We start from the raw sequence: 23,070 nt of genomic DNA, 5'->3' as shown, positions 1-23,070 counted from the left end.
CACCCCGTTCAGCCACAGGATTACTGGTCGGAGTAAAAGCCGTAGAGAACCGGCATCAGCCCGACCAGCACCTCGAAGCGTTTGAAATTCTTGCGCTCCGGGCGGGTCCAGCCGGTTTCGGCCAGCGCCGACAGCCGCGGGAACACCAGGCGGTCGAACACACCGCGGTCGGTCATCGGCTCTGACCAGATGCAGCATTGCAGCCCGCGCAGATGTTTCTTCTGGGCGTCGGTCCAGCCTTCGATCGGGTCGAACAGGTAGAGTTTTTCCGGGTCCGACCAGCCGGCCCAGCTGCCGCCGGGCTCTGACCAGGCCGGGCTGTTGGCCATGTCGAGATAGTAGACCTGTCCCGGGCAAACGACGATGTCGTAGCCTTCGCCGGCAAGCTCGGCATTGGCTTCGACCGTTCGCCAGCCGAAGAGCAGCGACTTCTGCTTGTCGATGACGTTGCCATGGGCCGCCTCCTGCCAGCCGCCGGTAACGCAGCCACGGCTTGCGAGGAACCCCTGGACGCGCGCCAGGAACTCCGCCTGCAGCACGGCGGCACCCGATCCGTCGATCTCGTCGGCCCCGTGGGTGTTGGTGACGACATTGAGCCGCTTGGCGTGGGTCGTCGCCACCTCTTCGCCAGCCACCGCCCGCAACCGCTCAAGTGCCTCTGGCGAGCCCGACCAGGCGCCGAGCGGCACCTCATCGGCACCGACATGGATGATCTTCGACGGGAAGAGTTCGATCAGTTCGTCGAAGACGACTTCGAGCACACGATAGGTTTCTTCGCGCGCCGGGTTGAGGCAATTGTCCGGGAAGCCCTGCACGGAATAATAGCTGCCGGCTTCGTTGGGATCGCGCAGCTCCGGAATGGCCTGCAGCATCGCGAAGGAGTGTCCGGGCACGTCGATCTCCGGCATCACCTCGATCCCCAAGGTTTCCGCCAATGCAACGATCTCGCGAACGGCTGCCTTGGTGTAGTAACCGCCCGTCACCTGCGGGCCGGAGCCGAGCAACGGCGGGATCTTGCGGCCATGGCCGCGCCAGGCACCGACCTCGGTCAGCGCCGGATAGGCGTCGATCTCGATCCGCCAGGCCTCGTCGTCCGAGAGGTGCCAGTGGAAGCGGTTGAGCTTGTTCCAGGCCATCAGCCGCAGGAACCGCGAGACCTCGGCGGTGCTGTAGAACTGGCGGGCAACGTCGAGATGCGTGCCGCGCCAGCCGAGCGCCGGCTCGTCCCGAATCTCGCCGCCTGCCGGAAACAGGAATGTGCCGGGATGAAGCTTAGCACCCCGCAGGATCTGCCCGAGCGTGATCAGGCCATAGAGGAGACCGGTGCGCGTGCCGCCGGTCACAGCGACGCCAGCTAGCGAGAAGCGGATGACATAGGCTTCCTCCGCAAGGTCGCCCGAAAGCGATAGCGCGGCCGGAAGGCCGCCTTCCGCTACCGGCCGAACAAGTCCTTCGACCGGAAACAGGCTCCCCGTCAGCTCGGCAAATGCGCGTGCTGCGGCTTCGGCTTCTGCCCCTTCCGGCGCAAGGTCGAGCCCTGATGGCGGCGTCAGGCGGCCGGAGACGGATACGTCCTGCGGCCAGGGCACGACCGAAACGGCAACCGGTGCTACCTTTGGCACGGGATAGATGACCGCGCCACGTTTCAGCTCGGCGTTGTCGCCGTGGGCGCGCGACGGCACGACCGAGATCGGCGCGGTGCTGCCGTCGGCAAGGACGAGATAGGCGGAGTTGGCTCCGTCGGTCCAGTGCTGCGGCTCGAAGCTCATACCGTGCGCCTTCACGATCCACACGCTTCCCGGCTGAAGCACCAGGTCAGCCGGCGGCGCGAACTCGGAATAGTTGGAAAGCCGGCTCAACAACTCTCCGCCTTCGACGGCGGCGGCAGGGTCGATGCGTGCAGGTCCCGAAACGCAAAGTCGAAAATCCCGAAGCGGGCGATCGGAGGCGTTCGTCAGTGTCAGCGAATAAACCGCTGGGGTGTCCGTCTTTGCCGGCGTCCAGAGCGTTTCCAGACGGAATACCGGTTTCGTAGCGATCGTCATCATCATCTCCAGAAGGGTTAGTCGTCGATCTTGAGCATGCCGGCATAAATGCCGGGCGCGGAATTCGGGATTGGCATGGCGCCGACGGTCCGCTCGTAAAACGCCGACGGACCAACATCGCCGATGATGGCATAGGCGTAGCCCATCGTCTTCAAATCGAGCAAAGAAGCAAGCAGCAACGCGTGGCCTATTCCTTCGCCGCGTGCTGCTTCATCGACGCCGGTCGGGCCGAAGAACCCGCGCGCGATCGCCTCGTGACAGGCAAAGCCGATGAGCTTTCCATCACGCGTGGCGAGAAGGCAGGTTGGCGGCTGGCGGGTGAGCGCGACGGCGGTCTCGCCGGCCCAGCCCGATCCGAATTTTTCCCGGACCCACGCGATCACCAGCTCGAACTCGGGTGCCAGGGCACGCCTGATCGTCACCCCTGCCGCATCCATCCGCTGGTCGAGGTCGGGCTTTGGGCGAAGCAGAGACAGATTGACGAGATAATCCATGAGCAAACCTGTGATGTTGGAATTAGGCGACGCCGAGTGCGCGCACGAAGTGGTTGGGACCGACCTGTTCGACCACGCTCGAGACCGGCCGGCTGATGCGGCGAACCTCTTCGGCGTGACCGAGAAAGCGGGCGCTGGCGCCGGGCACGAACGGGCGATCCGGGTCGGGCACGGCGGAGAGCAGCAGCTGCGTATAGGGGTGGCGCGCATCACCGATCACGGCTTCCGTCGCGCCCCACTCGACCATCTGGCCCGCAAACATGACGACGACGTCTTCGGCAATATGCGCGGCGGTGGCGATATCGTGGGTGATGTAGAGCATGGCGAGATCGCGATCGCGCTTGATGCCGGCCAAGAGTTCGAGGATGTCGAGGCGGATCGAGACGTCGAGCATCGATGTCGGCTCGTCGGCAACCAGAACGTCGGGCCGAACCGCAAGCGCCCGGGCGATGTTGACGCGCTGGCGCTGTCCGCCGGAAAGCGCGTGCGGAAACTTGTGTGCGGTCAAGCCGGGATCGAGGCCGACATCGCTCAAGAGCGTGTCGACCGCTTCGCGCAATTGCGCCCTGCCCCTGGCATGCCCGTGAAGGGCGAGCGGTCTTGCCAGATGATGATAGACCGTGAACACCGGGTTGAGTGAGGCGAATGGGTCCTGAAACACCATCTGCACCGCGCGGCGATAGGCCTTCTCTGCAGCCGCACTACCGGTGGCGGTGATATCGCGGCCACGAAATTGCATCGACCCCGCCGTCGGGGCGTCCATGCGCGCAATGATGCGGGCGCATGTCGTCTTGCCGCAGCCGGATTCGCCAACCAGCGCCAGCGCCCGCCCCGGTCTCAACGCCAGCGAGATACCGCGCAGCGCCTCGACGTGACCAAAGCTGCGGGTGATCGCATCGAGCTGGACGATGGCGTCCGTCGGCACGGGCGCAAGAGGGGAAGCAACGGGCATGACGTTCATTCTACGGCCCCCACTCTCTTGACGGAAGCAGGCAGCTGCGGAATGGCGCCCCAGAGCTTGCGGGTATAGTCGTGAGCCGGCGCACGGCTGATCTGACGGACGTCGCCGACCTCGACCAGTTCGCCTTTCAGCATCACACCGATGCGATGGCAGAGCTGCGCCATCAGATGCAGGTCGTGGGTGATGAACAGGACAGAGAAGCCATGGGTGCTCTGAAGATCAACGACCTGCTCCAGGATTTCGCGCTGCACCACCACATCGAGCGCCGTCGTCGGCTCGTCCATGATGATCAACTGGGGCCGGAGCGCAAGGCAGATGGCAATGACGATGCGCTGTCGCATGCCGCCGCTGAACTGGTGCGGATAGTCATCGAGCCGGCTGGCCGGGATGCCGACCAGGCGAAACATCTCCTCGGCCCGCGCCCGTGATTGTGCCCGGGTCGCGCCGGTGTGCCGGTGCAGCACGTCATGGAACTGCGCCTCGACCCGCATCAGCGGGTTGAGCGAGTTCATCGCGCTTTGGAACACCATGCCGATGCGCCGCCAGCGTACGTCCTGCAAGGCCGTCTCCGGCATCTGCAGCAGGTTGCGGCCCTCGAGCAGGATTTCGCCGCCGGCCACCCAGGCCGGCGGTTTCGACAGGCGGGTGATCGCGTAGGCAATCGTGCTCTTGCCGCAACCGGACTCGCCGGCAAGTCCGAACAGCTCACCGCGGTTGATGTCGAAGGAAACGTTCCTGACCGCACGAAAGGCGCCGTCGTCGAGCAGGTAATCGACATCGAGATTGCGGACCTGCAGCAGCGGCTCGCTCATCGTCCCACCTCCAGCGCGCGGTTACGCCGCCTGTTGAGCCGCAGCCAACGGCTGAGCGCAGGGCCGGAACGAAGCTGCGGATTGGCAATCTCGTCGAAAGTGAAATTGAGAAGCGCGAGGCCGAGCCCGACCAGCGCGATGCCGGCCGCCGGCGCACCGATATCCCACCAGGCGCCGATGATGATCGCCGACGAGTTCTGGGCGTTGTAGAGCATCGTGCCCCAGGTGACGCGCAGCGGATCGCCGAAGCCGAGATATTCGAGCGTCGTCTGGGCGACGATGGCGTAGATGATGCTGCCGACGACGTTGATGCCGATCAACGGCACGAGGTTGGGCAGGATCTCGACAAAGATCACCCGCCAGTGCGGCTCGCCGACCATGCGGGCGGCAACGACGAATTCGCGGTTGCGCAGCGCCAAAGTCTGCGAGCGGGTCATGCGGGCGCCCCAAGGCCAGGAGGTGAGCGCGATGATCGCCATGATCGCCAGCGGCCCGACCGTGCCGGCGAAGGACGCGAGCAGGATCAGCAGCGGTATGTTGGGAATGACCAGCACGGCGTTGGTCGCGAGATCGAGCGTGGCATCGGTGCGCCCGCCGAAATAGCCGGCCACCAGCCCGACGATCGTGCCGAGTGCTGTGATCGCAAGGCCGGTCGCAAAACCGACGGCGAGCGACGGACGTGCACCCCAGACGAATTGGGAATAGACGTCGCGCCCCATCTTGGTGGTGCCGAAGACATGCTCGACCGTTGGCGGCTGATGCGAGCGCCCGACCCGTTCGCCGGGATCGCCGGGGGCGATCAGCGGCGCCAGAAGCGCCATCAGGCAAAGCGCGACGATGATGGCGAGACCGGCAACGGCCTTCTTCTGCCGCCATAACAATGTAAGACCCGAGGTCATGCGCGCCCCTCCCGGATACGCGGGTCGACGACGCCGTAGAGAATGTCGACAAGCAGGTTTGCCCCGAGCGTGGCCATCGTCATTAACAGCAGCTGCCCCTGGATGACGGGATAGTCGCGCGCGACGCTGGCGGTATAGAGCGTGAGGCCGAGGCCGGGATAATTGAAGACGATTTCGGTCACGATCGATCCGCCGAACACGGCGCCGAGCATCAGCGCGAGGTTGGTCAGCACCGGCAGCATGGCATTGCGGGCGGCATAGCCGAACATGACAGCGGATTCGGACAGCCCCTTGGCGCGACCCATGGTGACATAATCCTCGCCGAGCACGGAGATCATGCTGGAGCGCATGGTCGTCTGGAACTCGCCGATCAGGTAGGGAGAGAGCGTCAGCACCGGCATGATCGCATGCAGAAAGACACTGCCGAAGTAAGTGAAATTGAACCCCGGATCGAGGCTCGGATCGTAGGCATAGCCGACCGGCAGCAGGCGAAGGGTGACGCCGAAGATGAACAGCGTCGCCAGCGCGATGATCACGGGCGGCACAGCGATCATCACCACCGAGAACGGCGAGACGAAGCTGTCGAACCGGCCGCCGCGACGCCAGGCTGCCAAGGCTCCAAGCGAGACCCCGATCGACAGCGAAAAGACGATTGCGGTTACCACCAGGAACGCCGTCCAGCCGGCCGACCGCCCGAGAACCTCGAGCACCGTTTGCGGGTAGTACTTCACCGATACGCCGAGATCGAAATGCGCCAGCCCGACTATGTAGTCGACGAACTGTTGCCACATCGGCTGTTCGATGGCGCCGAACCGCGCCTTGATCGCCTCGATCGCCGCGGGCGTTGCCCGCGGTCCGAGCTGGGCGATCATGCTGTCGACGGGGCTACCCGGCATCAACCGGGGAACCGCAAAGTTCATCACGATCGCAAACAGGAACGCGACGCAGTAGACGGCAAGCCGTCGGCGAGGAAGTCGCATCAGTCAGCCCTTCCCTGAGCCTATTCGGCCGGCTTCAGCCGCAACAGATGCATCAACCGCATGCGGTTGTTGTCGTGATCCTCGGGGTTCATCGCGGGCTCTTCCTTCGAGACCCATCCGGTGAAGCGCTTGGTCGAGAACTGGTACCAGGTCGGACCGTTGAAGACGGGAACGACGGGCAGATTGTCGGCAACGATCAGCTGCACCTGGTCGAACAGCTTCTTGCGGTCCTCGTCCGTCGTCGCCCGGCGATATGCGTCAAACACCTCGTCGAGTTCCGGATTGGAGTAGCGCGAAGGCGCGCTGGTGATCCGTCCGCCGAAGGCGGTCGACAGCGATTGGAAATAGCCGCGGAAGGGGGTCGGCCCGTCGGCGCGCGAATTCATCACGGCCTCGAATGAGCCGTCGAGGATCTGCTTCTGCCATTGCTCGTATTCGGGCGTGGCCACCGAAGCATTGATCCCGATCTTGCGCAGGCCTTCGGTGGCGATCTGGACCGCATCGATCCAGTCGGTCCAGCCGTTGGGGACGATGATCGGGAAGGTGATGGGTTTGCCGCTCGGCGTCGTGCGGAACCCTTCGCCGTCCTTCTTGTAGCCGGCATCGTCGAGCAGCTTGTTGGCCCTGTCGATGTCGTAGGCGAGCCATTCGTCCTGGGCGCCCTCGGCCGCCTTGTTGCGCCAGCTATCAAAGCGAGGCGGCAGGCCGCTCGCATGCGCATTGACGACGGGATAGCCGAAGCCGGCAATGTCGACCATGGAAACGCGATCCATCGCCAGGCTGAAGGCGCGGCGGAAGGTCATGTCGTTGAAGGCTTCGGCGTTGCCGGCATTGGCCGACTTGAGGTTCATCTGGAAGGAAACCGTTTCGGCCGGTGGCTGCCAATAGGCATTGTGCTCCGGGTCGAGGCCGACATAGGTCTTGTCGATCTGCGGCAGGAACGAGCCGAACCAGTCAAGGCCCCCCTCGGGCAGAAGCGCCAGCATCTGGTCATTGCCGGCAATCTGCGGCAGTTTCAGGCAATCGACCTTCAGGGTCGCTGCGTCCCAGTAGTTGGGATTGCGGCATTGCTCGTAGACCTGCGGCGTGAAGCGGCGGATCTCGGTCATCGGGCCGGAACCAACAGGCTTCTCGTTCTTGAAGGCGAGCGGATCGGCAACATCCTTCCAGATATGCTCGGGCACGACAGGAAAGTCGGCGAGCGATTCCGGGAAATGTGTATCGACGCCCTTGAGGTTGATCTTGACCTCCGTGGGCGACACCGCCTCGACCGAAGCGACACTCTCGCCGACGCCGACGATGTCGACCGCCGGGTTCTTGAGCATCAGTTCGAGGGTGAATTTCATGTCGGCCGATGTCAGCGGCTTGCCATCCGACCACTTGACGCCATCGCGCAGCGTATAGGTGATCGACTTCAGATCGTCGGCAAACTTGTAGCCGGTTGCCAGCCGCCAGACCGGCTTGCCGCTGTCATAGTCGTTGAAGATCACGAGCGGCTCATAGACGAAGTCCATGGTGCTTTGGCGCCGCCCGCCCAGGTCGAACGGGTTGAAGTTCTGCACCCAGCTCGTCTGCTCTTCGATATGCATGGTCAGAACGGACTCGGCCTGCGCCTGGCCCGCTGCAAGCATGGCGAATGACGCGGCCATGACCCCGCCGAACACCCTTGCCGAAACTCTGCTGATGATGTTTCCGGTCCCCGTTACAATTGGTCTGGACCGCATTTCCTCGACTGCCGGCATGACGAACTCCCCTCCAGGTTTCGATGACGCATTTAATAAGTCAAGTAATTTGACTTAATGATATGTCCAGGATTGAACGCGTGTCAATCTGCGTCTTTTCGCTACGACTAAGGATGAAGAAGCGGTCGAGGACAGGCATCATTGCTGAGGCTTCGATCGCCGGCGGCGCGGATGCCAATGGCTGGAAGCCGGCTCAATGAAGGCATCGCAGCCATCAAGATCTCTGCGATTGCAGCGACTTGGGGGTACGGCAAACGGGACTGTCGAGCGCGAGCTGCAGCCGACCGGGTCGCTGTTCGTCGGATATCGGTTCTGATCGAAGGGCGATGGCTCACAGGTATGGTCGCCACGTCATGGCGGCCTCTGGCGTTCCTGATTTCGTCGTCGTGAAGACGCCCGCAGCCCGGCGTACCGTGAGCCCGCACTATGATGCGGGCCCGATGCCGGGATGCTTATGCCGCCGCCTGCCTACCGAGTTGCTCAAGGCTCGCCTCGACGATATCGAACATCTCGTCGATCTCGGCGGCGGTGATGATCATCGGCGGGCAGAAGGCGATGGAATCGCCGATGTTGCGGCAGATCAGGCCGTTCCTCTGCAGGATCGCACCAACCCGCGCGCCCGTTGCGCCTGCGGCCGCCCCATCCGCCGCCTCGAGTTCGAGCGCACCGATGAGGCCGACGCCGCGCGCTTCGACAGCCAGCGGATGCCGTTCGAGCGCATTGAGCCGACCGAGGAAATGCGGCGCAAGACGGCGGACATTGCCGACCAGGTCCTTCTCCTCGATGATCGCCAGGTTTTCGAGCGAGACTGCAGCGGCGACCGGATGGCCGCTGGCGGTAAATCCATGCCCGAGCGCACCGATCCGATCTGCCTCATTGGCGATCGGCTCGTAGACGTTGTCGTTGATCATGAGAGCCGCGATCGGCTGATAGGACGATGACAGCTGCTTGGAGAGCGTCATGATATCCGGCCGCATGCCGAAGGTCTCGGATCCGAACATGTTGCCGGTGCGCCCGAAACCGCAGATCACCTCGTCGGCAATCAGCAGGATATCGTATTTCCGCAGCACGTCCTGGATGGCCGCCCAATAGCCCTCCGGCGGAACGATGACGCCGCCGGCCCCCATAACCGGCTCGCCGATGAAGGCGGCGATCGTCTCCGGCCCCTCCTCGAGGATGAGCGCCTCCAGCTCTTCTGCACAGCAGCGCGAAAAGGCAAGCTCATCCTGCCCCGGCTCCGCACCGGTGCGATAATGCGGGCAGGTCGTGTGCAGGATGTTGGGAAACGGCAGATCGAACGATCGATGGTTGTTGGGGAGGCCCGTCAGGCTGGCGCTCAGCGCCGTCACGCCGTGGTAACCCTTGATGCGCGAGATGATCTTTTTCTTTTCCGGTTTGCCTAGCGCGTTGGAGCGATACCAGACCAGCTTGATCGCTGTATCGTTCGCCTCGGATCCGGAGTTGGCGAAGTAAACCTTGGACATCGGCATCGGCACCGGCGCCATGCCGACCAGCTTCTCCGCCAGATCCGCCACCGGCCCGTGCGATTTCTGCGAGAAGGTATGATAGTAGGGTAGCCTCGCCATCTGGCTGCGCGCGGCTTCGACCAGCCGTTTCTCGCCGAAGCCGACGGCCACGCTCCAAAGCCCGGCCATGCCCTCGATATAGCGCTTGCCGCTGCTGTCGAAGACGTGGATGCCCTCGCCGCGGTCGATGATCAGCGGCCCTTCCCGCTCCAGCTTGCGCGGATTGGTGTAGGAATGGAGATGGTAGGCCATGTCCCGCGCTTCGGTGGAATTAGGCTGTGCGGTCATCGGCGTCTCCCGTTTTGATGCATGATCACTCTGGTGCGTGGTTACAAGGCGATATCATAGGTCAGCCAATCCGTTCTGGTGGCCAGCTGATCATAAAGGCCGCGAGCCCGGTAGTTGTTGTCGCGCGTGATCCAGCGGATGACGGACCAGCCGCGCTCTCGCCCGATATCGGCAACGGCGCGGATCAGCGCCGGTGCTGCGCCGCTGCCGCGCGCCTCGGGCGCAACGAAGAGATCGTCGAGAAAACCCCCGCGCGCCGCCATCAGCGGCCGGATATATTCGCGAAAATGGGTCAACCCGATCGGGCGACCCGAGCCATCGAGCGCCAGCCGGCATTCGAGCTGGCCGTCGCGGATCCAGCTCCACACCCGATCCCGCATCTCGTCGGTCTGATCAACCCCGTAGAAGGCGGCAAATCCCGCATGAAGCTCGTTCCATGCGGACCTATCGGCCTCAGCGGCCGCAACGATCGTAACACCCGCCATGACATCCCCCCGTATTCGGGTAGGCGAACCGCCCACCCACCAAGCATTTGCGTTGCTACTGCCAGGCAGCCACTGAGCGTTTGCGATACATGTTGCGAAACTGTTCGGTGGAGACGGGTAGCAGATCGCCCGTATCCCAGTCGAGGATCACGGCATAGCGGCGCACCGCGTCGAGCGCATTGATTTCCCCCGCCTTGAACTTTGCCGAGACCTCGGCCGGATCTGCGCCCAGCCAACCCAACCGGTCTGCCCGGATCTGTCGCCGCAGTTCGGCCGTCGCGGTGGCATCGATCTCGTAGGCGCAGATTTCCGGATCGACGGGATCGATGACGACGCCATAATCCTTCGCCGCCCGCTCGACCGAGACGTAGTCGTCGATGACATCGGCCAGCACCCGTTGCGGATCGCGCTCGAGCGGATCGCCGAAGCCGCCGCCGCCCGCGGTCGGGCGCGAGAAGACGTCCCCCGCCTCGATTGCCACATCGGAGAAAGTAGCGCCGAGCCATTCCGTCTTGCCGGTCTTTTCACGGGTCAGCGTTAGCCCGTGCGGCATCGACGGCAGCCCGCCCTCGATGCCCCAAACGATGGCGCGCTCGCGGTCGCAGATATAGGAAATGACGGTATTTTCGGCTTCGAGCATGCGGGAAGTCTTGAGCACACCGGCACCGCCGCGCCACTTTCCGGGGCCGGCAGAATCCGTCAGCACCTCGAACTCGGTGGTCAGGATCGGATTTGCCCGTTCCTGTCCCTCGACCGGCTGGGCCATCAGGCCGGTTCCGAAGCAGGCCGTCGTCACATTGCAGCCGTCCATGCCGTTGCGCCCGCCCCAACCGCCGGGAAGCCAGTCGTAGAACATGAAGATCGGCTTTTCCGCGGCGCGTGCATCACGCCCGCCGGTCAGCAGGTATTCGAGGTTGAAGGCACAGGCGATGGCGCGCTCCGGGATGATCTTCGACCAGATCTCGTAGATCGCGTTCATGATCTTCTCGAAGGGCATGAGGAAGCCGGTGACGGCCACCGGCCACTTCGCATCGACGATCGAGCCTTCGGGCGCGATGATTTCGAACACCCGGTAGAAGCCGCTGTTGAGCGGCAGGTCGGGGAAGAAGGTCTTCATCCCCGCGGCGACCGCCGAGAAGGTCGCGCCGAAGGCGGAATTGTAGATCGAGCCGATGGTCGGGTGGCTGCCGGTGAAGTCGTAGATCGCCCGGTCACCCCTAATCGTCAGCTTGACCTTGATCGGGATCATGCCCTCGTTGCCCGCCGGATCACGGTCGATGAAGTCCTGCGTTTCCCATTCGCCGTCCGGCAGTGCGGCGATCCGCTGGCGCATGGCGCGCTCGACATAGTCCTGCACGGCGCCGAGCCCCTGTTTCACCGTGCCCTCGCCGTATTTGCCGACCAGCCGCAGGATCTCGCGCTCGCAGACCTGGGTCGCCTGCGCCTGGGCATGGATGTCGCCGATGATCGAGGCGGGGTCGCGGGTGTTGGAAGCGATGAGGTGGGCGACATCCTTGCAGAACCGCCCCTTGTCGAACAGGCGGATCGGGGTGATGCGCATCCCCTCCCTGAACATCTCCTTGGCGGCGACATCAAAGGAGCCTGGGACGCTGCCGCCGAGATCCGACCAGTGTCCGTTCGACTGGCTGAAGGCGATGATCCTGCCGTCGACGAAGATCGGCCGGATCAGCCGGACGTCGTTGAAATGCGTGCCGCCGGCATAGGGATCGTTGATGGCGTAGACGTCGCCGGGATGCATGTCGCCATCGAAGGCGCGGATGACGTCCTTGCAGGTGAAATGCAGGGTGCCGACATGCACCGCGATGTCTTGGTTGCCCTGAGCGGCCGAATTGCCTTCGGCATCGTGAAGGGCACTGGAGAAGTCGCGGTTGTAGATGACAAAGGAATAGCAGGTTCTCAGGATCTGCTCGGCCATCTGATCGACGCTGGTGATGAAGGAGTTCTTCAGGACCTCGAAGGTCACCGGGTCAAGGTTTTGCTGTTCAGACATTCGCTTCACCTTCGATGCGGATGATGATGTTGAGATAGGTGTCCACTTCCGCGGTCGTTCCCGGCGGGACGACGACGGTCGAATCGAGTTGCTCGACGATGGCAGGGCCCTTGAAGACGAACCCTGCGGGCAAGGTTTCGCGATCGTAGACGGGCGTATTGAGCGCGGCCTCGGCTTCAAACCATACGCTCCGCCGCGTCTTCGGCTCGGGGATCACTCCCGTCGGCTCGTGGCGTGCCAGCGACGCCTTCGGCACCATGCCGACGGCCTTCAAGTTGATGCGGAACAGGCTGACCGGCGTTTCGTCGCGACGGAAATTGTATTCGCGCTGATGCTCACGGTGGAAGGCTTCGACCAGCGGCGCGATGTCGGTGACCGGCGCTGGTGCGGTGACGGAGAGCGAACGCCACTGCCCGAGATACATCATGTCGATGCTGCGCTGGAGCACCACGTCCTTAGCCGCGACACCTTCATGGGCAAGCCGCTCCGATGCTTCCTGTTCGAGGCGGAGGAAGGCCTCTTCGATCGCCGTTGCGTCGGCGTCGGCGGCCGCCTTCAGGTAGCTTTCGGAAAAATCGTGCTGCATGTCGACGAGCAGGCAGCCGAGCGCCGAAGTGACGCCGGGGTTCGGCGGAACGATGACCGCGGGGATCGACAGTTCGCGAGCGATCGCCGCGCCATGCAGGGCTCCGGCACCGCCGAAGGCGACGAGCGCAAAATCGCGTGGATCGTACCCACGGCTGATCGAGATCAGCCGCACCGCGTCCGACATATTGGCATTGGCAACACGGATGATCGCATCGGCGGCCGCATGCGGCTCTAGCCCGAACGGCTCGGCGACCCCTTCGCGGACGGCCTCGAGGGCAAGGTTCGCGTCAAGCGTGATCTTGCCGCCGGCAAGGCTGGTACCGAGGCGACCGAGCACGACATTGGCGTCGGTGTTGGTCGGCTGGCGGTTGCCCTTGGCGTAGCAGGCAGGGCCCGGACTGGCGCCGGCCGATTGCGGACCGTTGCGCAGCGATCCCGCCTCGTCGGTCCAGGCGAGCGACCCGCCGCCGGCACCGATCGTCAGAACCTCGATCGAGGAGAAGCGGATCGGATAGCCGAATTCGATGAACCAGTCCTTGGTGATGCGCGACTGGCCGTCATAGGCGAGCGACACGTCGGTCGATGTGCCGCCCATGTCGAGCCCGATCGAATTGCGGAAGCCGCAGAGCTCGGCGATGTATTTGCTGGCGATAGCACCGGCAGCAATGCCGGAACCGGCAAGCCGTGCGGCAAAGTCCTCGACGCTCTTCGGGGTCATTACCCCACCGCCTGTGTGCAAAAGCAGAAGATCGCGTTCATAGCCTTCCTGCTGCAGCCGCTTGCCGAGCCGCGATGTATAGTCGACGACAACGGGGCTTAAGGCCGCATTGGCGACGGTCGTGGAGAACCGCTCATGCTCGAAGATCTCGGGCAGGACTTCCGACGAGGTCGACACCGGCACGCCGGGCATCACCTCCATCAAGATTTCCTTCATGCGGCGCTCGTTGGCGCCGTTCATGAAGGCGTTCATGAAGCAGACGGCGACGGCCGCGACATTGCGGCGCTTGAGAATGCGTGCGACCTCCCGGGCCTCGTCTTCGTCGAGCGTGGCGACGATCCCGCCCTGCGCGTCGACACGCTCCGTCACCACCAACCGGTCGCGCCGCGGCACATAGGGCGGCACTACGTCCTTGTAGGTATCCCAGAGGTCTTCCTTGTTGGCGCGGCGGATCTCGATGACGTCGCGGAAACCTCTCGTGCAAACCATCGCCGTGCGCGGCAGGCGCCGCGTGATCAGGGCGTTGGTGGCAACGGTGGTGCCATGCGAAAACAGCGCCACCTTCGACAGGTCGATGCCGGCTTTTTCGACGCCAGACATGATCCCGTCGATCGGATCGGCGGAGGACGACGTCTTTTCGACCCGGATCCGGCCCGTGGTCTCGTCCATGATGCAGATGTCGGTAAAGGTGCCACCGACATCGACCGCAACTCGAAGGTTCTGCAAAATCCGTCTCCTGTCTTTCATCCGTTTAAAAGCGGGCATCCGTTGAAAATCGGGCAAGGCTTCGCCCTTCGCCCGGTCGGGCGTGCGACCGCCTCACGTCTGTCTGGGGTTTGTCGCCGTCCGGCTCAGCCGGGGCTGCTCGGGCTCGTCAGATGGGAGCGCTCGCGCGCTTCGCTCGGGCTGTAGCCGAAATGCGCCTTGAAGTGGCGGCTCAACTGCGCGTGGTCGCTGAAGCCGAGTGCATAGGCGATTTCCGAAACCAGCTTGCGGCAGGTGGGATCGCGCAGCATCTCGTCGCAGCGCAGAAGCCGCTGGACCCGGATCCAATGGCACACGGACGTGCCCTGCCTCTTCATCAGTTGGTGCAGGTAGCGCACCGAGATGCCGCAGGCATCGGCGATCACCTGCGGACCGAGATCGGCCCGGGCGAGATTGGCGCGAATGTAGCTCTCGACGCGATGCAGGTGGCCGACCTGAACCGAGCCTGCGTCCGACGTCAGCATGCGTTCGTCGGAGATCAGCGACATCGCGAGGATATCGACCAGGTGCTTGCCGGTCATGTCGCGGGCGGGCGCATCCATCTCGACAAGCCGCGGCGCAACAAGCCGGATCATGTCGACGAACAATGCGCCGGTGCCACGGGTGGAATCGAAGCTGAGCGACGCGATACGTTCGGGAAGGCCGACACGCGGACGCAGCGTGGCAATCGGCACCTTCAGCACCCAGAGCGTGTTCTTGGCCGTATAGCTGAATTCGTACGGCAGATGGCTGCGCTCGACGAGGAAGGCCCCCGGCTTGCAGCGCACTGCCTTACCGGCCTGCTCGAAGCTGATCTCCGCCGTCTCCGGCACGGTGATCAGATAGCTTTCTTCGCGCTCATGCAGCAGGTGCCGTTTCTGTCGGCGATAGAGCAGCCCGTCGGATTCAAGCCGCGACAGCGATACCGCGCCGAGATCCCAGACGTTCAACTCGCCGGAAAACTCCGCCGAGTTCTGGAAGCGCAGATCGAGCGGGAAGTAGGTGCTCGATACCGCCTCGTCCCAATAGCGCTTGCGCTCGAACGCAACCGTGCCTGCCGTGGAATAACTCACGTCCATGCGAAGCTCCCATCCAGTCCGCCGTCCGTCTGCTTCAGCTGTTCCCGTGTTGCCAAGGCGACGGCCGATCGCGGCCTATTCTTCCTGACCGGCTGCCTTGAATGTCGCGGCCTCTTCAGGGCCTTTGCGACCGGCGTTTCCGGAAGGTCGTCAAGCAGTAGACTATCTCTTTCCCGCCCCGGCTAGTCGCAAAGTGCGCTCGCTCTTGTCGGTAGGCGTAGTTTCCGAGCGACCTGCCCCTCAATCGGCACGAACGATTGCCTCGGCCGCAAGCGCCATCGACAACAGATGCGCATCGTGATGCGGCTGGGCGGAAAGCAGCAGGCCGACCGGCATACCGGCGGCGCCAATGCCGCACGGTAGTGAGACGCCGCACCAGTCAAGGAAATTGCCGATCGAGGTGTTGCGCAGGGTCCGGGCGTTGGTTTCGACGAACAGGGCGTCGTCATTGAGAAGCGGCGCCGTGGGTGGCGCCACATGGGCAACGGTGGGATAAGCGACAAGCTCGTTCGACCCAATATGGGCGGCGATCTCGGCGATCAGCGCCTCCCGCGTGTTTAGCGTCTCGACATAATCGGAGAGGCTTATGTTTTGCCCGAGCCGGGCCCGTGCCACGACGCGCTGGTCCATCGATGCCGCCTGCGACCCTTCGAGCCGGTCGCGATGGAGCGCGAAGGCCTCGGCCGTGACCAGCGGTCCGTGCCGCGCCATGGTCTCGAAAATGCGCTCGAATGCCGGAAACGGCTGGCGGCGCACACGGGCGCCGGCGCGCTCCAGCCGCCCGAGTCCGGCTTCGAAAGCGGAAACGACACCGTCTTCGGCACCGTCGAAAACCACCGTTGTCGGCACCACGAGCGACAGGCCATCGAGACTGCCCCGCCGGATTTCCGGCGCGGGCAGACCTCGCATCGCCGCATCGACCCAGACGGCGTCCTGCACCGTCCGGCAGAGGGGACCGAGCGAATCGAGGCTCTTGGCGAGCGGAAAGACGCCACGCATGGAATAGCGGCCGCGCGTCGCCTTGTAGCCGACGATACCGTTGAAGGCGGCCGGAATGCGGATGGATCCGCCCGTATCCGTGCCGATCGAAACCGGCACGAGGTCGGCGGCTACGGCGGCACCGGAGCCGGAGGACGAACCGCCCGGCAGGCGGTCGACATCGCGCGCCCGCGGATTGCGCGGCGTGCCGTAATGCGGGTTGATGCCGAGCCCGGAGAAGGCAAATTCGCTCATGTTGACGCGACCAACGCTGACCATGCCGGCATGGCCGAGCGCGGTCACCATCGCCGCGTCCTCTTGTGCCGCCGGCGCGTCCTTCAGCACCACCGATCCCGCCGTCGTCGCCACGCCTTTGATGGCAAACAGGTCTTTCCACGCAACGGGAATTCCGTCGAGCAACCCAAATGAACGGCCGGCGGCGATGCGCCGGGCGGAGGCCTCCGCCTCCCGCATCGCCCGCTCCGGCAGAATCGTGGTGAAGATCGCTTGGTCGTCGTGACTGCGGATCCGCTCAAGCGTCCAGCGTGTCAGCTCACGCGGATCGAGCGCACCGGACTGCAGCAGCACTGACAGCTGCGCGATCGACCGTCCACTGAAGTCCTGCGTCATCCCGTTTCCCTCTATCGTTCGACCAGCTGCATCCAGCGGCGAACCAGATAATTGTGCTCGTCCATGGTGGTATTCCAGACCGCGATGCAGTTGGCGCGCTGCCAGTAGGAGCCGCCGCTCCTGACCGATCCTGCCCGAATGCGTATGGTGCCGTCCGGGCCCGGCAGGTCGCATGCCGCCGGCAGGCCGCCGTACCAGTAGTCCCATTCGGCCACCGACATGAATTGCCTCGAACGCTCCGGCGTCGAGATGTAGTAGCCTTGCCGCGCCACGACCGAGCCCGGCCAGCCGGATATCCACCAGTTGAGATACTCATAGGCGACGTCGCGCATGCGGCCCGACAGATGGCGTGCGAGACACAGGCCGCCATGCCAGGCACGATATCCCTCAGCCGGCACCGCCTGTTCCACCGGAACGCCCTGGCCGTTGAGGATGCTGATGCCCGTCGACCACATGCTCTGGATATCGGTCTCGCCGCGCACCATCAGCCGCGCTGCATCCTCGGCCGTCCGCCAGAAGGCGCGGAAGTAACCATTCTTCTTGCGCTCTTCCAGGAGCCCGATCAGCCGGTCGATCTCGTCAACAGTCATGGCGCCGATATTGTCGAACGACATCAGGCCGGATGCCTGCGCGGCAAGGGCTGCATCGAAGATACCGATCGCCGGCTCGTCGACGAGGGCTGCGCGTCCGGCCCAGCGCTCGTCGAGCAGCGCCGCCCAGCTGTTCATCGAAACCGTATTGGGGGCAACGTCGGTCCTGTAGGCGAAGCTGTCGAAATTATGCGTCGTCGGCAGCATCGAGATCGTGCTCGACGGCGTGTCGCCCAGTTCGAGATTGGGCTGCACGAACAGCTTCTTGACCGGCGCATCCCCCTGCCCCAGCCTGGCATTCGGGCCGATATGGCCGGTCTTCGTCAGATCGTTGATCTGGTCCCAGAGCGCGATGCGGCCAATCTCGATCGGCTGGATCGCCCGCCAGTACCAGACGATATCCAGATTATGGAAACACTGGTCGTAGATGTCGTAACTATCCGGCTCCTGCGCCGCCTTGTGCTGAGTGGTCAGGAAGTCGTTGTTGTCGAATACGACCTCGATGCCGAGATCGGCCTCGGCGCGAACCCGCAACTCCTCGAGCAGAGAAATCGCCGTGCCAAGCACGCGCAGGCGTGGGCGACCGGAGAGATGGAGGGATGGCGTCGCCATCGTCGCTTGGTCAGGCAGGTGCTTGTTCATGAAGACGACTGACGTTCCTGAAGACTGCGTTTCGGGACGGCCGCATCCTCGACGGAGGACCGGTCGAGGGCAAAAGCCTCGAACGACCGTTTCAGCAGTTCGACATCCAGACCGTCAACAATAAACACGATGCGCGAGCGGCGATCTTCGTCCGGCCAGCGCTCCATATGAACAGGCGTGTGGACCAAATGCTGAACGCCATGAATGGCGACAGGGCGCTCCTCGCCTGCGATGTTGAGAATGCCCTTCACCCGCAGCACCTTCTCGCCGTGACGGTTGAGCAGCATTGTCAGCCAGAGGCCGAAAGCCGTCCAGTCGATGGCGCGCTCCACGGTCATGACGAAGGAGGTCACCGCGGACTGGTGCACGGAGCCTTCCGCCGTTGCCAATTGAACCGGCGCCTCGCAATAGAAACCGCTGGTCGATTGCAGCGCGGCGGCGCGCAGGCCGAGGTTCTCGTCGACAAGCTCGGCAACGGCGAAGGACAGATCGGTCGCCATCAGCAGCGGCGCGTCCGGATTGATGTTGCGCAATTTCTCGACAAGACGGGCGACATCGGCCGGCAGCGCCAGATCGGCCTTGGTGACGACCAGCCGGTCTGCAACAGCAGCCTGCCGGTTGGATTCGACATAGGTGCCGAGTTGGCCGAGCCCGTTGACGGCATCGACGGTGGTGATGACGTTGCCCGGGCGGAAATGGTGGCGCAGCACCGGGTCGGATTTGATCGTCGACAGCACCGGGAACGGATCGGCAAGCCCGGTGCTTTCGACGACGATGCGGCGGAAAGGCGGAACCAGCCCGCGCTCCCGCTTCGAATGCAGATCCTTGATGGCATCGGCAAGCTCGCCGCGCACCGTGCAGCAGAGACAGCCCGATTGTAAGAGCACCATGGTATCGTCGATGCGCTCGACAAGATGATGGTCGAGCCCGACCTCTCCGAATTCGTTGATGAGGACCGCTGCATCCGAAAGAGCCGGATCGGCGAGCAGTCGCGCAAGCAGAGTCGTCTTGCCGGAGCCGAGGAAGCCCGTGAGCAGGTTGATCGGGGTCAGCAGCGGGATCTGCGGCTCAGTCATCGATCGCGGCCTCAGCAGCAGTAACCAGGGCCACATCGAGCGGATCGCAGGGACGGCCGCAAAGCCGTTCGGCGGCCGGCCAGAGATGACCGAGATCCTCGATGATCTCAGTCTTGCCCGTCCGTGTGGACAACACGAAGGACGCGCCCTGCCAATCCGAGATTGTCAGACCGAAGCGCGCCAGCATTGTGTTGGCGATGCGCACCCGGTTGGCGCGCTCGCGCCTTCGATCGATGCGCTCGACATTGCGGGTATAGACGCCTGGCCGCGCCACCGCATCGGCCCAGTGTTCGTTGCCTCCAAGGACGCCGCAGAGAGAGCACATCGTTTGATCCAATCGGTGTAAAAAGCGGGGACGGCGCTCGGACCGCCCCCGTCAGTCGCTCACTTCTTGCGCGGGAAGCGCTTGGCGAAATCGTCGGCGATCTCGTTCATGGTCACGAACTTCACGCCCGGATGCTTGATCATGTGGGCATAGAGCCGCTCCAGCATCATCAGCACCTGCGGCCGCCCGGCAACATCAGGATGGATCGTAATCGGAAAAACCGCATAGTCCATCTCGCGATAGACCCAGTCGAACTGATCACGCCACATCTGCTCGATGTCGCGCGGATTGACGAAGCCGTGGCTGTTCGGGGCCTTCTTCATGAACATCATCGGCGGCAGGTCATCGAGATACCAGGAGGCCGGAATTTCGATGAGATCGGTCTCCTTGCCGCGCTGCAGCGGCACCATCCATTCGGACGGCTTCTTGGAGTAGTCGATCTTCGTCCACTTGTCGCCGACGCGGACATAATAGGGCGTGAAGTCGTCATGCATCAGCGAGTGATCGTACTTGATCCCGCGTTCCAGCAGCAGCTCGTTGGTGACGTTGGAGAACTCCCACCATGGCGCGACATAGCCGGTCGGGCACTTGCCCGAGAGCTTGGTGACGAGATCGATGCTCTTGTCGAGGACTTCGGTCTCCTGCTCGCGCGTCATGGCGATCGGGTTTTCATGGGTGTAGCCGTGAATGCCGATTTCGTGGCCGGCGTCCGCCACAGCCTGCATCTGTTCCGGGAATGTCTCGATCGAGTGGCCGGGAATGAACCAGGTGGTCTTGATGCCGAAGCGTTCGAACAGTTTCAACAGTCGCGGGCTGCCGACCTCGCCGGCAAAAAGGCCGCGCGAGATATCGTCGGGCGAATCCTCGCCCCCGTAGGACCCGAGCCAGCCGGCGACCGCGTCGACGTCGACGCCGAAGCTGCAGAGGATTTCCTTGGCCATGGTATGTCTCCTTCGTGTTTTCTCTTCTCGTAAGTCAGAGCGGGATGCGGGCGGAAAACCGCACACATTGTTCCTCATCCCGCTCGCGTGATCAGGCTGGGATGACCGTGGCTTCGCCCGGCTGCCAGCTCAAAAGAATGTCCGCGCCTACGGGGAAGGCGTCGGGCTGGTACTTGTCGACATGGGCTTCGAGCGAAACGGTGCGTCCGTCCGCAAGTCCCGCCGTCAGGTGGGATACATGGCCGACCACGTCGAAGCGGCGCACACTGGCGCTGACGACGTTGCCGCCGACCGCATGGGCAATCTGGTCACGCGAAACCAGGGCCGCCGGATGCACCTCGATCGCTTCGGCCGGGATGACGACATTGACCCGTGACCGCTTGGAAAGGGCCCCGTTCGGCCGGCCGGAAAGCTGCCCGAGCGGCGTCGAAACCAGCGTCCGGTCGTCCGATGCGCCTTCGACTTCGCCCTGGAAGATCGTGTTGTTGCCGATGAACTGGGCAACGAAGGCGGTGTTTGGCCGGGTGTAGAGCTGGTGTGGCGGGCTGATCTGCTCGACCCTGCCCTGGTTCATCACCACGATACGGTCGGAAAGCGCGAGCGCCTCGGACTGCGCATGGGTGACGAAGACGAAGGTGACGCCGAGCGTTTTCTGCAGCAGCTTCAGTTCGTTCTGGATCGCCTTGCGCAGATTGGCGTCGAGCGCGCCCAGCGGCTCGTCGAGAAGCAGAATATCCGGTTCAACGACAAGACCGCGGGCAAGCGCGATGCGCTGGCGCTGGCCGCCGGAGAGCCGGTCCGGCTTCTTCTCGGCGATGTCCTCGAGCCCAAGCGTTGCCAGGATACGATCGACCTTGGCGTCGCGTTCGGCTTTGGCCATGCCCTTGACGTCGAGCCCGTAGCCGACATTGCGGCGCACGGTCATGTGCGGAAAGAGCGCGTAGCTCTGAAAGATCATCGACGTCGGCCGGTGTTCCGGCCGGATGTCGTTCATACGCTTGCCCTTGATCAGCATCTCGCCGGAAGAGATCTGCTCGAAGCCGGCGATCATGCGCAGCGTCGTCGTCTTTCCGCAGCCGGACGGGCCGAGGAACGCGATGAACTCGCCCTTGGAAACCGACAGGTTGAAATCGATCACGGCGGGGGTGCCGTTGTCGTAGACCTTGCCGACATTGTTGAGTTCGAGGTCGAAGATCACGGTCGTTCTCCGGTTCTAATAGCGGATGCGTTGGGGGAAAGGCCGGGGCGGGTTTGCGCCCCGGCCGTCCTTCATCAGGCGTTGAGGAATTCGTCCCACTTCTGGATCAGGTGGTCGTATTCGTCCGGCCACTGGTGCCAGTAGGCGACGTTCTTGGCGCGTTCTTCGAGCGAGCCGCCGTCGCGCAGGTCGCCTTCCTTGATGCCGCGCTCCTCGGCGCCGACCCAGGGTTTGCCCTCGTACCAGAAGGCATATTTCTCCGGCGCCATGACGTTCTTGATGTTGGTCGACGGCGAGTAGTAGCCCTGCTCGGAGACGGTGATGCCCGGCTCGCCCGAAAGCCAATAGTCGGCATAGGCAATGACCGCCTCCTTGTTGGCAGTGCCAGCAATCATCGCCGGACCAATCGCCCAACCGCGATAGCCTTCCTTCGGCACGGCGTAGCGGCAGGGCTTGCCCTGCGCCTTGACCGCCATGACCGCCGGCTGCCAGGCGTCGCAGACGACCATTTCGCCCGACGCCATGAGGTTGACGAGTTCACCGAAATCGCCCCAGAGCGCGCGGAACTGGCCTTCCTTCTTCTTGGAAATCAGGAAGGCGGCAGCCTCGTCGATTTCGGCTGCGGTCGCATTGCCCGGGTTCTTGACGTCGGAAAGGCCGAGCGAGTTCATCGCCATCATCGCCTGGCCGATCGCGATCAGCGGGTCGGTGTTGATGCCGGACTTGCCCTTCCACTTCGGATCGAAGATCGCGGTCCAGCTGTTGGCCTCCTCGGCCGACAGCACATCGGGATTGTAGCCGATCGAATCGTAATTATAGACGGCGGGCACCATGTTCAGCGCCGTCTGGCTTTCATCGGTCCAGATCTGGCCGATGATCTGGGCGGAGCGATCCCACTTGTCGCTGGCCGTCGTGAACGTATCGCGGATGTTGGCCCAGTTCTTCAGCGCCGAAGCCGGGATGGGCTCGACATTGTTGGTCATGACGATCGACGGCAGACGCTCGGCGATGATCTCCCAGCAATCATAGTCCTTGGAGCCGGAGAGGATCTTCGTCTGGGCGTCCGGAAAGGTCGCCGCCGTACCGGAGGTGCCGCCGACGCCGGCAGCAGCCTTGAACTGCTCGAGGATGCGCTCCTGAACGGTGACCGAAAGACCGATGGTGCGCAGCTGCTGGCCCGCCAGATCGGCGGCCTGCGCGAAGGCGGCGCGCGACGACAGGAACGGCGTGCCGCCGCCCATCGCCAGCGCCATCATCCCGGCGGACCGTTTGAGGAGGGAGCGGCGATTGAGTTCCATATTTGGCATTGTCTCTTCTC

Annotated in this window: 19 protein-coding genes; all 19 read right to left on the bottom strand. The window is 63.6% G+C overall.

The genetic code is table 11. From position 1 onward, the window contains the following. Positions 1 to 20: 20 nt before the first annotated feature. The 19 genes from IB264_RS21625 to IB264_RS21535 all read right to left on the bottom strand — a co-directional run bounded on the left by IB264_RS21625 (position 21) and on the right by IB264_RS21535 (position 23,059). Entirely contained in the window at positions 21 to 2,051 is a 2,031-nt protein-coding gene (locus IB264_RS21625) for a beta-N-acetylhexosaminidase (protein ID WP_375154979.1), read from the bottom strand. Positions 2,052 to 2,062: 11 nt separating this feature from the next. Further along, on the bottom strand, positions 2,063 to 2,539 hold the full coding sequence (locus IB264_RS21620) for a GNAT family N-acetyltransferase (RefSeq protein ID WP_025429678.1): 477 nt from the start codon (positions 2,537 to 2,539) through the stop codon (positions 2,063 to 2,065). A gap of 22 nt (positions 2,540 to 2,561) precedes the next feature. Further along, positions 2,562 to 3,491 carry an ABC transporter ATP-binding protein gene (locus IB264_RS21615; RefSeq protein WP_025429677.1) on the bottom strand — a complete coding sequence of 310 codons (930 nt, stop codon included), beginning with the start codon at positions 3,489 to 3,491 and terminating at the stop codon, positions 2,562 to 2,564. Between the two features lie 5 nt (positions 3,492 to 3,496). After that, the gene (locus tag IB264_RS21610) at positions 3,497 to 4,312 is read right to left on the bottom strand and encodes an ABC transporter ATP-binding protein (protein ID WP_025429676.1); all 816 of its coding nucleotides are present in this window, start codon (positions 4,310 to 4,312) and stop codon (positions 3,497 to 3,499) included. Then, the gene (locus IB264_RS21605; RefSeq protein WP_025429675.1) at positions 4,309 to 5,211 is read right to left on the bottom strand and encodes an ABC transporter permease; all 903 of its coding nucleotides are present in this window, start codon (positions 5,209 to 5,211) and stop codon (positions 4,309 to 4,311) included. The genes IB264_RS21610 and IB264_RS21605 overlap by 4 nt, the downstream gene beginning before the upstream one ends. After that, a complete protein-coding gene (locus IB264_RS21600; protein ID WP_025429674.1) occupies positions 5,208 to 6,191 on the bottom strand; it encodes an ABC transporter permease in 984 nt (327 codons plus the stop codon). The genes IB264_RS21605 and IB264_RS21600 overlap by 4 nt, the downstream gene beginning before the upstream one ends. Before the next feature lie 20 nt (positions 6,192 to 6,211). Next, positions 6,212 to 7,840 carry an ABC transporter substrate-binding protein gene (locus IB264_RS21595; protein WP_244497439.1) on the bottom strand — a complete coding sequence of 543 codons (1,629 nt, stop codon included), beginning with the start codon at positions 7,838 to 7,840 and terminating at the stop codon, positions 6,212 to 6,214. 545 nt (positions 7,841 to 8,385) lie between these two features. After that, positions 8,386 to 9,747, bottom strand: a complete 1,362-nt coding sequence (locus tag IB264_RS21590; RefSeq protein ID WP_057223777.1) for an aspartate aminotransferase family protein — start codon at positions 9,745 to 9,747, stop codon at positions 8,386 to 8,388. A gap of 41 nt (positions 9,748 to 9,788) precedes the next feature. Then, a complete protein-coding gene (locus tag IB264_RS21585) occupies positions 9,789 to 10,232 on the bottom strand; it encodes a GNAT family N-acetyltransferase (protein ID WP_057223775.1) in 444 nt (147 codons plus the stop codon). Between the two features lie 55 nt (positions 10,233 to 10,287). Further along, positions 10,288 to 12,243 (bottom strand): hydantoinase B/oxoprolinase family protein, encoded by a 1,956-nt coding sequence (locus IB264_RS21580; RefSeq protein WP_057205873.1) that lies wholly within the window; start codon positions 12,241 to 12,243, stop codon positions 10,288 to 10,290. Then, positions 12,236 to 14,275: a hydantoinase/oxoprolinase family protein gene (locus IB264_RS21575; RefSeq protein ID WP_057205871.1), complete on the bottom strand. Its 2,040-nt coding sequence runs from the start codon at positions 14,273 to 14,275 to the stop codon at positions 12,236 to 12,238. The genes IB264_RS21580 and IB264_RS21575 overlap by 8 nt, the downstream gene beginning before the upstream one ends. Before the next feature lie 125 nt (positions 14,276 to 14,400). Continuing rightward, complete coding sequence (locus tag IB264_RS21570; protein WP_057205869.1) at positions 14,401 to 15,372, bottom strand: helix-turn-helix domain-containing protein; 972 nt, start codon at positions 15,370 to 15,372, stop codon at positions 14,401 to 14,403. Between the two features lie 240 nt (positions 15,373 to 15,612). Beyond that, complete coding sequence (locus IB264_RS21565) at positions 15,613 to 16,980, bottom strand: amidase (protein WP_057212684.1); 1,368 nt, start codon at positions 16,978 to 16,980, stop codon at positions 15,613 to 15,615. Between the two features lie 11 nt (positions 16,981 to 16,991). Further along, positions 16,992 to 18,212, bottom strand: a complete 1,221-nt coding sequence (locus IB264_RS21560; RefSeq protein WP_057212682.1) for a PotD/PotF family extracellular solute-binding protein — start codon at positions 18,210 to 18,212, stop codon at positions 16,992 to 16,994. Continuing rightward, positions 18,209 to 19,288, bottom strand: coding sequence for a GTP-binding protein (locus IB264_RS21555; protein WP_057205863.1), 1,080 nt, complete (start codon positions 19,286 to 19,288; stop codon positions 18,209 to 18,211). Before IB264_RS21555 ends, IB264_RS21560 begins: the two co-directional genes overlap by 4 nt. Further along, complete coding sequence (locus IB264_RS21550) at positions 19,281 to 19,613, bottom strand: hypothetical protein (RefSeq protein WP_057223772.1); 333 nt, start codon at positions 19,611 to 19,613, stop codon at positions 19,281 to 19,283. The genes IB264_RS21555 and IB264_RS21550 overlap by 8 nt, the downstream gene beginning before the upstream one ends. Before the next feature lie 59 nt (positions 19,614 to 19,672). Further along, positions 19,673 to 20,554: a polysaccharide deacetylase gene (locus IB264_RS21545; protein ID WP_057223770.1), complete on the bottom strand. Its 882-nt coding sequence runs from the start codon at positions 20,552 to 20,554 to the stop codon at positions 19,673 to 19,675. Between the two features lie 91 nt (positions 20,555 to 20,645). Further along, positions 20,646 to 21,752 carry an ABC transporter ATP-binding protein gene (locus IB264_RS21540; protein ID WP_057205859.1) on the bottom strand — a complete coding sequence of 369 codons (1,107 nt, stop codon included), beginning with the start codon at positions 21,750 to 21,752 and terminating at the stop codon, positions 20,646 to 20,648. Between the two features lie 74 nt (positions 21,753 to 21,826). Continuing rightward, positions 21,827 to 23,059 carry a PotD/PotF family extracellular solute-binding protein gene (locus IB264_RS21535; RefSeq protein ID WP_025429661.1) on the bottom strand — a complete coding sequence of 411 codons (1,233 nt, stop codon included), beginning with the start codon at positions 23,057 to 23,059 and terminating at the stop codon, positions 21,827 to 21,829. Positions 23,060 to 23,070 lie beyond the last annotated feature (11 nt).

This window comes from Ensifer sp. ENS11 (genome assembly GCF_014851895.1).
GTDB lineage: Bacteria > Pseudomonadota > Alphaproteobacteria > Rhizobiales > Rhizobiaceae > Ensifer > Ensifer canadensis.
Note: the sequence above shows the minus strand (reverse complement) of the source record. Positions and strands in the feature narration are given on the sequence as shown.

Coding starts and splice junctions, on each gene's coding strand:
- IB264_RS21605 (WP_025429675.1), bottom strand. CDS start 5,211: ATGACCTCGGGTCTTACATTGTTATGGCGGCAGAAGAAGGCCGTTGCC.
- IB264_RS21625 (WP_375154979.1), bottom strand. CDS start 2,051: ATGATGATGACGATCGCTACGAAACCGGTATTCCGTCTGGAAACGCTC.
- IB264_RS21585 (WP_057223775.1), bottom strand. CDS start 10,232: ATGGCGGGTGTTACGATCGTTGCGGCCGCTGAGGCCGATAGGTCCGCA.
- IB264_RS21570 (WP_057205869.1), bottom strand. CDS start 15,372: ATGGACGTGAGTTATTCCACGGCAGGCACGGTTGCGTTCGAGCGCAAG.
- IB264_RS21565 (WP_057212684.1), bottom strand. CDS start 16,980: ATGACGCAGGACTTCAGTGGACGGTCGATCGCGCAGCTGTCAGTGCTG.
- IB264_RS21615 (WP_025429677.1), bottom strand. CDS start 3,491: ATGCCCGTTGCTTCCCCTCTTGCGCCCGTGCCGACGGACGCCATCGTC.
- IB264_RS21595 (WP_244497439.1), bottom strand. CDS start 7,840: ATGGCCGCGTCATTCGCCATGCTTGCAGCGGGCCAGGCGCAGGCCGAG.
- IB264_RS21580 (WP_057205873.1), bottom strand. CDS start 12,243: ATGTCTGAACAGCAAAACCTTGACCCGGTGACCTTCGAGGTCCTGAAG.
- IB264_RS21535 (WP_025429661.1), bottom strand. CDS start 23,059: ATGCCAAATATGGAACTCAATCGCCGCTCCCTCCTCAAACGGTCCGCC.
- IB264_RS21550 (WP_057223772.1), bottom strand. CDS start 19,613: ATGTGCTCTCTCTGCGGCGTCCTTGGAGGCAACGAACACTGGGCCGAT.
- IB264_RS21555 (WP_057205863.1), bottom strand. CDS start 19,288: ATGACTGAGCCGCAGATCCCGCTGCTGACCCCGATCAACCTGCTCACG.
- IB264_RS21545 (WP_057223770.1), bottom strand. CDS start 20,554: ATGGCCAAGGAAATCCTCTGCAGCTTCGGCGTCGACGTCGACGCGGTC.
- IB264_RS21560 (WP_057212682.1), bottom strand. CDS start 18,212: ATGAACAAGCACCTGCCTGACCAAGCGACGATGGCGACGCCATCCCTC.
- IB264_RS21610 (WP_025429676.1), bottom strand. CDS start 4,312: ATGAGCGAGCCGCTGCTGCAGGTCCGCAATCTCGATGTCGATTACCTG.
- IB264_RS21600 (WP_025429674.1), bottom strand. CDS start 6,191: ATGCGACTTCCTCGCCGACGGCTTGCCGTCTACTGCGTCGCGTTCCTG.
- IB264_RS21590 (WP_057223777.1), bottom strand. CDS start 9,747: ATGACCGCACAGCCTAATTCCACCGAAGCGCGGGACATGGCCTACCAT.
- IB264_RS21620 (WP_025429678.1), bottom strand. CDS start 2,539: ATGGATTATCTCGTCAATCTGTCTCTGCTTCGCCCAAAGCCCGACCTC.